This window comes from Pyrobaculum sp., assembly GCF_049971835.1.
Taxonomy (GTDB): Archaea; Thermoproteota; Thermoprotei; order Thermoproteales; family Thermoproteaceae; genus Pyrobaculum.
Genome location: NZ_JBMFKV010000096.1, coordinates 1 through 8,214, shown reverse-complemented (window position 1 = coordinate 8,214; position 8,214 = coordinate 1). Strand labels below are relative to the sequence as shown.

The 8,214-nt window shown below is 57.5% G+C and carries 13 protein-coding genes; 10 read left to right on the top strand and 3 right to left on the bottom strand.

The window, feature by feature from the left end; translation table 11 throughout:
- Positions 1–473, top strand: a 473-nt coding sequence (locus ACP5J3_RS08950) for an AAA family ATPase (protein ID WP_428495371.1), incomplete at its 5' end; no start/stop codon positions are given.
- A gap of 30 nt (positions 474–503) precedes the next feature.
- Complete coding sequence (hsp20, locus tag ACP5J3_RS08945; RefSeq protein ID WP_428495370.1) at positions 504–1,031, top strand: archaeal heat shock protein Hsp20; 528 nt, start codon at positions 504–506, stop codon at positions 1,029–1,031.
- On the opposite strand, the gene ACP5J3_RS08940 is transcribed toward hsp20, so the two are convergent.
- A complete protein-coding gene (locus ACP5J3_RS08940) occupies positions 1,028–1,477 on the bottom strand; it encodes a single- stranded DNA-binding family protein (RefSeq protein WP_428495369.1) in 450 nt (149 codons plus the stop codon). The two genes, hsp20 and ACP5J3_RS08940, sit on opposite strands and share 4 nt — an antisense overlap.
- A 65-nt stretch (positions 1,478–1,542) precedes the next feature.
- On the opposite strand from ACP5J3_RS08940, the gene ACP5J3_RS08935 reads away from it, so the two are divergent.
- The 7 genes from ACP5J3_RS08935 (at position 1,543) to ACP5J3_RS08905 (ending at position 6,235) form a co-directional block, all read left to right on the top strand.
- Positions 1,543–2,643 carry an SPOUT family RNA methylase gene (locus ACP5J3_RS08935; RefSeq protein ID WP_428495372.1) on the top strand — a complete coding sequence of 367 codons (1,101 nt, stop codon included), beginning with the start codon at positions 1,543–1,545 and terminating at the stop codon, positions 2,641–2,643.
- A gap of 50 nt (positions 2,644–2,693) precedes the next feature.
- Positions 2,694–3,116 carry a 30S ribosomal protein S11 gene (locus tag ACP5J3_RS08930; RefSeq protein WP_428495368.1) on the top strand — a complete coding sequence of 141 codons (423 nt, stop codon included), beginning with the start codon at positions 2,694–2,696 and terminating at the stop codon, positions 3,114–3,116.
- Positions 3,117–3,380: a hypothetical protein gene (locus ACP5J3_RS08925; RefSeq protein ID WP_263244195.1), complete on the top strand. Its 264-nt coding sequence runs from the start codon at positions 3,117–3,119 to the stop codon at positions 3,378–3,380.
- 190 nt (positions 3,381–3,570) lie between these two features.
- Positions 3,571–3,708, top strand: coding sequence for a hypothetical protein (locus tag ACP5J3_RS08920; protein ID WP_428495367.1), 138 nt, complete (start codon positions 3,571–3,573; stop codon positions 3,706–3,708).
- Positions 3,693–4,784, top strand: coding sequence for an AmmeMemoRadiSam system radical SAM enzyme (gene amrS / locus ACP5J3_RS08915; protein WP_428495366.1), 1,092 nt, complete (start codon positions 3,693–3,695; stop codon positions 4,782–4,784). The genes ACP5J3_RS08920 and amrS overlap by 16 nt, the downstream gene beginning before the upstream one ends.
- Positions 4,785–4,814: 30 nt before the next feature.
- Positions 4,815–5,471: a DUF47 domain-containing protein gene (locus ACP5J3_RS08910; RefSeq protein ID WP_428495365.1), complete on the top strand. Its 657-nt coding sequence runs from the start codon at positions 4,815–4,817 to the stop codon at positions 5,469–5,471.
- A complete protein-coding gene (locus ACP5J3_RS08905) occupies positions 5,471–6,235 on the top strand; it encodes a hypothetical protein (protein ID WP_428495364.1) in 765 nt (254 codons plus the stop codon). Before ACP5J3_RS08910 ends, ACP5J3_RS08905 begins: the two co-directional genes overlap by 1 nt.
- On the opposite strand, the gene ACP5J3_RS08900 is transcribed toward ACP5J3_RS08905, so the two are convergent.
- Together ACP5J3_RS08900 and cc1 are read right to left on the bottom strand one after the other, a co-directional pair.
- Positions 6,192–6,863 (bottom strand): MBL fold metallo-hydrolase, encoded by a 672-nt coding sequence (locus tag ACP5J3_RS08900; protein WP_428495363.1) that lies wholly within the window; start codon positions 6,861–6,863, stop codon positions 6,192–6,194. The genes ACP5J3_RS08905 and ACP5J3_RS08900 overlap by 44 nt on opposite strands.
- Before the next feature lie 42 nt (positions 6,864–6,905).
- Positions 6,906–7,079 (bottom strand): DNA-binding protein CC1, encoded by a 174-nt coding sequence (gene cc1 / locus ACP5J3_RS08895; protein WP_014288576.1) that lies wholly within the window; start codon positions 7,077–7,079, stop codon positions 6,906–6,908.
- 93 nt (positions 7,080–7,172) lie between these two features.
- Here cc1 and ACP5J3_RS08890 point away from each other — a divergent pair.
- Positions 7,173–8,214: zinc metalloprotease HtpX (locus ACP5J3_RS08890; protein WP_428495362.1), on the top strand; the 1,042-nt coding region annotated here is incomplete at its 3' end.

The following is an 8,214-nucleotide window of genomic DNA, read 5'->3' as shown; positions in this document are numbered from 1 at the left end:
GCGTGACTGATAGAATGGTTAACCAGCTACTCGCCGAGATGGACGGCATCGGCACGCTGAAGAACGTGGTGGTGATGGCGGCCACCAACAGGCCGGACATCCTAGACCCGGCCCTCCTGAGGCCCGGGCGCTTTGACCGCGTTATCTACGTCCCGCCTCCCGACGTAAAGGCGAGGGTGGAGATATTTAAGGTGCACACGAAAAAAGTAAAGCTGGCTGATGACGTCAATCTAGAGGAACTCGCCAAGAGGACTGAGGGCTACACCGGCGCCGACATCGCCGCCTTGGTGAGAGAGGCGGCTATGCTGGCGCTGAGGGAGACCATAAAGGAGAAGGCACTGAGGGCGAAGCCGGTGTCTATGAAGCATTTTGAAGAGGCGTTGAAGAGAATACCCCCATCGCTCACGCCGGCAGATATCCGCCGCTACGAAGAGATGTCCAAGGCTCTGCGGCGCGCCATAGCCGGCTTATAAAACTTAAATAGTGAAGTAGAGATTCAGTACATGTCCATATTTGACGAATTTGAAAGATTTATGAAGAGGTGGCAGAGGTTCTTCGAGGAAATTGAGAGACAGATAGAGGAGGACTTCAGGAGGTTCTCAGCCCAGCCGCCGCCGGGCGGCGGAAGGCCTAGGTACTACTACTACGGATTTGAAATCACCATGGGGCCGGACGGCAGACCCGTGGTGCGGGAGTTCGGCAACGTCAGAAGGAGGTCTGACGTGGAGAGAATTGAAGTAGTCGACGAGATAGACCCGCTGACGGACATCGTGGAGGAGGACGACAAGATTAAAGTCGTGGTGGATATGCCCGGCGTTGAGAAGGATGACATAAAGCTGTACATAAGCGAGGACGGGAGGACCCTCACAATAGACGCCAGGAGCAAAGACCGGAAGTACCACAAGGAGATTAGACTGCCGGTTGCTGTCGATCCCAACAAGGCCAAGGCCACGTATAAAAACGGCGTCCTCTCCGTAGAGCTTGAAAAAACCGAGAAGAGAAAAAGGGGGTTTGAGATAAAGATCGACTAGGGTATTTCCTTCAGCAAACTCTCTATTCTTTTCCTAATTTCGGCAAACCTCTTCTCGCACTCCTCCAGCCTCTTCTGCATCTCGCTGTGGGGCACAAACCACTCGATCTTCGGCTCGCCGAATATCAGCCTCCCGCCCTCCACCGCCGCCTCCACAGTTATCCTCACTATGTCTAGCTTACCAACGCCCATCGAGATCAGCGCCTCGTATATCTTCTTGTTGAGCTCAGAGGTGGCCCTCACAATCTCCTCCCTCGGCACAATGCCGCCGAACACAGCGAAGGCCGTCCGCCTGAGCTTGTCGGCGAATCTAGCCGCCACGACGACCCCCGACCTGATTTCGTACTTGTTAGGTGCCTTCAATACGTGGCCCCCGTAGAGCTCTATACTTTCCTGAGCCTTCTCCATGTCACGTTGAATATTCTCCTCCAGCTTCCACGTAGCCATATATATTTATGGGCCTGTATTTAAATCATTACGTTATGCCTCTCGCCGCAACCAGCCCGGGGGGCGTGGACATAATTGTAAAGACGAGGAGGGAGTTCGAGAGGATAGCCGCTTCTCACATAAAAGAGCTTCTGCCGGCGGCCGAGGTAGCGCCGGCCCCCATGGGCTACCTAGGGGTGGTGTTCGTAGGCGGGCTGGGGGCCGAGAGGTGGAGGGCGGCGGAGTTGATAGCCCAGAAAATACCAGAGGCAGACAGAGTGCTCGTCGTAGAGGAGGCTGTGAGGGCCGAGCCGGGGGATATCGAACGGGCGGCTGTGGAGGTGGCCAGGCGCTACATCTCGCCGGGCGACACCTTCGCCATTAGGACAACCAGGAGGGGCACCCACAGCTTCACCTCTATAGACATCAACGTGAGAGTGGGGGCAGCGGTTAAAGAAGCCACGGGGGCCGAGGTAGATCTCGAAGAACCCACAAAGCCCATATACGTGGAGATATTCCAAGACGTAGCCGCCATCTGCACCCCGGCGACTGGGGAGTACAGGAAAATGCGCCGCGATAAGCCGCTGTCGCTACAAAGCCTCAGGAAGGTGGCCCTCGGCCAGTTTATATATGAGGGAGACGAGGAGGCGGTGAGGAAAATGGGCGAGAGAATCGGACGCGCGGCGCAGACGTTTGAGGTGGGGGAGCTGACGGTGCTCCTCCACAAGCCCGTGCCGGCAAAGACGCTGAAGGTCTTCCTAGACGCCGTGGAGGAGGGGATTGAGAGCAGGTACCAGATACAGATCAAAAGCTACGGCAGATCCGTGTGGAGGGTGCCCGTCTACGTGTACGAGCTGTATCAGTACGTAAGGGACAGGTCCGGCGAGCCCATAGTCGTGACGGACCCCAAGGGCGACTACATAACACATGTAAAGGAGAGGCTCGCAGAGCTGTTTAGAAGCGAGAGGGTAAACATACTCATAGGGGCGAGGGAGGGGGTGCCCCCTGGGGTGTTCCGATTCGCCTCCCTCGTCGTGGACCTAGTCCCAGAGGTTACCATAGCCACAGATTTCGTAATACCGTCAATAGCCATCGCCATTGTGGCGGCGCTGGAGGAGGCCGGGGCCCTGCCCAAATACGCCGGCAAGCGGAGGAGAGCCCCCATGCAAGACAAAGAGCGGCGCTAGGCGGCGGCGCCGGAGGAAAACATAAATAGCCCCCATTTGCCTATGAAGCGATGTCGACGCAAGAACAGCCACAGCAACAACAGCCGCAGAAGCTCAGGTGGGGGATCGCGTGGATATACTCATCTTCAAACAACACCATTATCACAATAACCGACTTAACGGGGGCAGAGACCGTGGCTCGCGTAAGCGGCGGGATGGTTGTGAGAGCCGACAAAGACAAGCCCTCTCCGTGGGCCGCCATGCAGGCGGCATACAAAGCCGCGCAGTTAGCCCTCGCCAGGGGGATAAACGCCGTGCATGTAAAAGTGAGGGGGCCAGGGGGATACGGGATGAAGGTCCCAGGCCCCGGCGCCTCCGCTGCGATAAGAGCCCTGGCGAGGTCCGGCCTCGTAATCGGCCGGATCGAGGACGTAACGCCCATACCCCACGACATCATTAGGCCGCCCAGCGGCCGCAAAGGCAGGAGAGTCTAAATGGAGAAGAAGGACTGCCTAGTGGCTGTCTTCGGTTGCGGAGAGCCGCAGATCCAGCCCCGGGACGTTCTGAGACAGGCCAGGATAAAGAGCAGGAAACTCCTCCTAATAAGTACATGCGGCGAGGCGGCGAAGGCGCTTCCGCTAGTCAGGCAGATCGCCAGCGACAACATGGATTTCCCAGTGAGGCACTACCACAGGGTGGATCCCATGGAGGCTGTTGCCCTGGAGAACTGTGCCACGTACGAAATTTTAAACCTGTAAGTAACATATACACGTGATGAGGAGGCATTTACGGCCGTAGATGGCCGGCGCTGGAACAGCTGATATATAAACTCCCCTCCCAGCACCTCCACATTGATGAGAAAACACCGGCGAGCGGTGAGCGCGCTGAGCTACGCTGACCCACGACTAGATCGTTCTGCGAAGCCTCAGTGAAACAGTTTTGAAATGCGTGACGCCCACCCGCCTCCACGTCGTCGGCGGCTACGACGTCGCCGGCGCCAGCCAGGGGCCGCCCACAGCTCCCAGACCCCGCGGTTTAAAGTCTTATATAGGGAGGCCGGGGGTAGATTCGTGGAGGCTGTATTGAGCAGAACACTGCCAGACGGCAGAGTGGAGTGCCTGGCCTGCGCCAGGAGGTGCAGGTTGAGGGAGGGCCAGACGGGGTTCTGCGGCGTTAGGACTGTGAGAGGCGGCAGGCTGATGCTAGACGTCTACGGCTTAATATCGGCAATAGCGGTGGACCCCATTGAGAAGAAGCCGCTGACCCACTTCTACCCAGGCGCCATGGTGCTCTCCTTCTCCACCTTCGGGTGCAACTGGGCATGTCAATACTGCCAAAACTATGAGATAAGCCAGAGGAGGAGGGCGGAGGGCTTCGAGGTGACTCCGGAGCTGTTGGTCAAGCTGGCCGAGAGCTACGGCGCGCACGGCATCACGTATACATACAACGAGCCCATCATATTTATGGAGTTCGCCCACGACGTGGGGACCCTCGCCAGGTCCCGCGGCCTCTTCAACACCTTCGTCACAAACGGCTACATGACCCCCGAGGCTGTGAAGTACGCCAGCGAGTTTCTAGACGCCGCCACGGTGGACTTCAAGGGAAACGCAGACGAGAAGTTCCTAAGGAGATACGTACTCATCCAAGACGCGGAGCCCATCTTCGAGACCCTAGCCGAGATGAAGAGATACGGGATTTGGGTGGAGGTGACAGACCTCGTGGTGCCCCGCGTCGGCGACGACCTGGACAAGGCAAGAGCCCTCGTGAGGCGCGTCATAGACATACTAGGGCCCGACGTCCCCATACACTTCCTCCGCTTCCACCCCGACTACAAGATGATGGACCTACCCCCAACCCCCGTGGAGACCCTGGAGAGACACGTAGAAATGGCGAAGAGGGAGGGGGCGAGGTTCGCCTACGTGGGCAACGTCCCAGGCCACCGCTATGAACACACCTACTGCCCCGAGTGCGGCCGCGTAGTGATTAAGAGGAGGGGGTTCGACATACTTGAAATAAACCTAGAGGAGAAAGGAGGCGAGTACAGGTGTAAATTCTGCGGAGCCAAGATACCAATTAAGGGAAAGATTATGCCCACATGGCGCGACGAGTTTCGCTTCGTTTATGTACCAATTCACACCTTCGCCAGGTGGGCAAAGCGATAGTTTAAAATACAGTTTTTGAATAAACTACAAGTGCACAGGCTAAAACGGGTATTTTCAAGCGGTCTAGAGGAGATTAAGGAGAAGCTCGGGGAGCATGTCGCTCTGTCCCAAGAGTCGCTCCGCGTACTGCAGGAGGTGGCGTCCAGCCGCGGCCACGACAAGCCCCACGTAGACGAGGCGGTAAGGAAGATAACGGCGCTCGAGAGGGAGGGGGACGAAATTGTCAGAGAGCTGGTGGACAGGGTGGCCCAGGGCGCGGTGGTGCCCACAGTCACCAACGTGGTCCTCGTCCTCCTCGACAACGTCGACAACATCCTCGACATGATATACTTCGCCATGAAAGAGGTAAAGAGGGGCTACCACCTCTGGAAAAACGACGCCATCTTCTCAATAGTCTCCACAGAGCTGAAGGAGATGCTAGACCTCGTAAAATCGATGCTGGAGTACCTACACAACATGCTGAGGACCAGCGACGCCGAGGAGCTTAGACGCCACGCGCGGATCATAAGCTCCCTCGAGGAGGAAATCGACGAGATAAAGGAGGCGATCCTCGACAAGATATACAACCTGGAGCTAAACGCCGTGGAGTTCAACCACGTGGTGTCCCTAATATACACCGCCGACAAAATAGCCGACAACGTGCAAGACGCCGCCTACCACCTAGCCACAGTCATCACCTCGGTCTAATGGAGCTCTACGGCTTCGTCCTAGCCACCCTCCTAGTCTACAACAACTCCCTAGTGTTGCTGGGCCCAACAGCGTGGGGAAGCGGCATCGGGGCGAGAAAGGCCTTCGCCATAGCCGTAGCCGCCCAGCTACTCGGCGCGGCCACCAGCACAATGCCCAAGCTCAGCATAGGGACAGCCGAGTTTATATACATAGCGTCGCTCTACGCCGGCCTCTCCCTGGCGAAGATAAGCGTCCCCATCTCTATCCTAAGCTACTCAATCCACTTCCCCAAGCTGGAAGCCGCCGCCTTGTGGTTGCTCTCCCCCCTCCTCGCGGTGGCGACCTACATCTTCTGCAAAGCCGTGAGGATAGGCGGCGCCGCCGCGGCGCCGTCGCTATTCGCAGTGATGTACGTCTTCGGCTACAACAACGTCTCGCTCCTCGTCCACAGCCCCCTCGCGGCGGCCGCCGCGGTGGCCCTGGGGACCTACCTAGGGCTCGGCTACTCCAGGTGGGTCATGGAGCTGGCGGCCCTGAGGCCTAGAACCACCGCGGCCGTCAACGTCACAGTAGCCATGGCCGCGCTCCTGGGAATCCTCTTCTCCATACCCATATCCTTCACCCTAGTCGCCTACTCCTCCATGCTGGCCGCCTCATACAGCCAGAAGATGAGAGTGATAAAAATAGAGAAGTTCCTAAAGGCGTATATAGGCGTGCTGGCCGCGCTCGGGGCCTCCGCTATATTTCCCTATCTAAAACCACTACTTGCACCTCGGGCCTGACAAGCATCTTAAACTCCTCAGCCTCCCTCCTCGACGCCACGATAGAGCCGTAGTGCATCGGAATAGCCACCTTAGGCACAACCGCGTTTACGAACTCCGCCGCCTCCTGCGGAGTCATGACGTAAACCCCCGACACAGGCACAAACACCACGTCGGCCACGACCTGGCGGAACTCGGGCACGAAGTCGCTGTCGCCCGCGTGGAAAAGCCTCACCCCACCCCACTCCACGAGATAGGCAACCCTCCCGTCCTCCCTCGGGTGGAAAACCACCCCCCGCGCCGGATCCCTAAACTTGTTGAGGTTGTACGCAGGAAAGGCAGTGACCCTCGCCGGCCCCACCTCCCTCGACTCCCCCGGCGAAATCTCTAAAACATTCCGCGCCGCCTTGGAGACACAGGGCTTGGCGATCCTAGGCGCCACCACCACGGTAGACGGCTTAAGAACCCTCTGGATAGACGGCGGGTCGCAGTGGTCAAAATGCTCATGCGTCACCAGGATAACATCAGCCCTCGGCTCCCCCACCTGGAGCTGGTAGGGGTCGATATACAACACCGCCCCCTCACCCACCACCCTAAAAGAGTCGTGACCAAGCCAAGATATGGAGAGGCCACGGTAGGTAAAAGGCATGAAAAAAGTTTTGAATTATTTTATATAGTTTACCCCTCCCCCCTACTTCTTCTTGCCTAGCAGTCTGTATACTTTGATGCCGGTGTATGGGGATTTGGCTACTGCAAACATCATCGGCCCGCGGGCAGTCTGCTTCTCCACAACCTCGTAGTTATCCGTCTCAAACGCCTGCTTCGCCTTAATGTCATAGAACTTCAACTTCTGCTTCTTGCTCATGAAACGGGGAAACGCCCACATATTTAAACGGAACGATTAAAATAACCGCCACCCAGCCGGGGAAAACATATATATAACCAATATAATTATAACATGGAGCTGTGGCTGTTGGCGGCGCTGTATATAGCGTCGCTGGCGGCCTCTATATACCTCGTCCCCCGCCTCGCCGGGTCGCCCAGGTGGAGGCATGTCTTCTACGGCTCCATGGCCTTGATAGTAGCCGCCATAGCGCTCGCCGGCTTAGCCGTCGTGGCGCCCCTCCTATTCCCTGTGGTGTGGCTCACGCAAGCCCTCCTCGGGATTAGGGACTACCTAGTGGCCTTCGCCGTGCTGGCGGCCGCCTCGGCCTTCGCCATGTACATGGCCTCCCCCTACCTCATCAACATGTTCTTCTCCCCACGCCCAGATCCAGAGCTCCAGAAAATAGTCGACGCGGTCTCCGCGCGGCTCGGCGGCAGGGTGAAGGCCAAGGCCGTGGTCGTCGAGGGGCCGCCCAACGCCTTCGCCTACGGCAACTTCCACACCGGCAGATACGTGGCGGTCACCACCGGCCTCCTGGAGACAGCCAGCCGCGACGAGCTCGAGGCCGTAATCGGCCACGAACTCGGCCACCACATAAACAAAGACATGCCAATCATGACAGCGCTGGGCATACTCCCCTCCATTGCCTACTTCACCGGGGTAGCCGCGATACACCTAGGCCTCGCCGACGAAGAAAGACCATCACTCCTCGCGGTGATATACGGCGTCGTCATGATAGTGGTGTCCTTCGTCGTTCAGCTACTAGTCCTCTCCTTCAGCAGGCTGAGGGAGTACTACGCCGACATGCACGGAGCCAAAGCCGCCGGCAGGGAGGCAATGATGCGCGCCCTAGCCAAGATACACAAATACTACAGCCAAAACCCAGACGCCCTAGAAAAATCCCTAAAAACCACCGGCTTCAAAGCCCTCTTCATATACGCCCTCGTAAACGCCGCCGCCAACCCACTAATAGACATAACCCCCGACGAGATGAGACGCCTAATGAAGCAACCAACCTCACTCCTCGAGGAAATACTATCGTCACACCCACCAATACCCAAGAGACTAAACGTACTCGAAAATCTAGTTTTTCCCCACACTAGTTTTTTCACCC

What these genes read in the sequence shown, in the direction of transcription:
- hsp20 (WP_428495370.1), top strand. Translation starts at nt 504, where the DNA reads ATGTCCATATTTGACGAATTTGAAAGATTTATGAAGAGGTGGCAGAGG.
- ACP5J3_RS08940 (WP_428495369.1), bottom strand. Translation starts at nt 1,477, where the DNA reads ATGGCTACGTGGAAGCTGGAGGAGAATATTCAACGTGACATGGAGAAG.
- ACP5J3_RS08930 (WP_428495368.1), top strand. Translation starts at nt 2,694, where the DNA reads ATGTCGACGCAAGAACAGCCACAGCAACAACAGCCGCAGAAGCTCAGG.
- ACP5J3_RS08925 (WP_263244195.1), top strand. Translation starts at nt 3,117, where the DNA reads ATGGAGAAGAAGGACTGCCTAGTGGCTGTCTTCGGTTGCGGAGAGCCG.
- ACP5J3_RS08905 (WP_428495364.1), top strand. Translation starts at nt 5,471, where the DNA reads ATGGAGCTCTACGGCTTCGTCCTAGCCACCCTCCTAGTCTACAACAAC.
- ACP5J3_RS08900 (WP_428495363.1), bottom strand. Translation starts at nt 6,863, where the DNA reads ATGCCTTTTACCTACCGTGGCCTCTCCATATCTTGGCTTGGTCACGAC.
- cc1 (WP_014288576.1), bottom strand. Translation starts at nt 7,079, where the DNA reads ATGAGCAAGAAGCAGAAGTTGAAGTTCTATGACATTAAGGCGAAGCAG.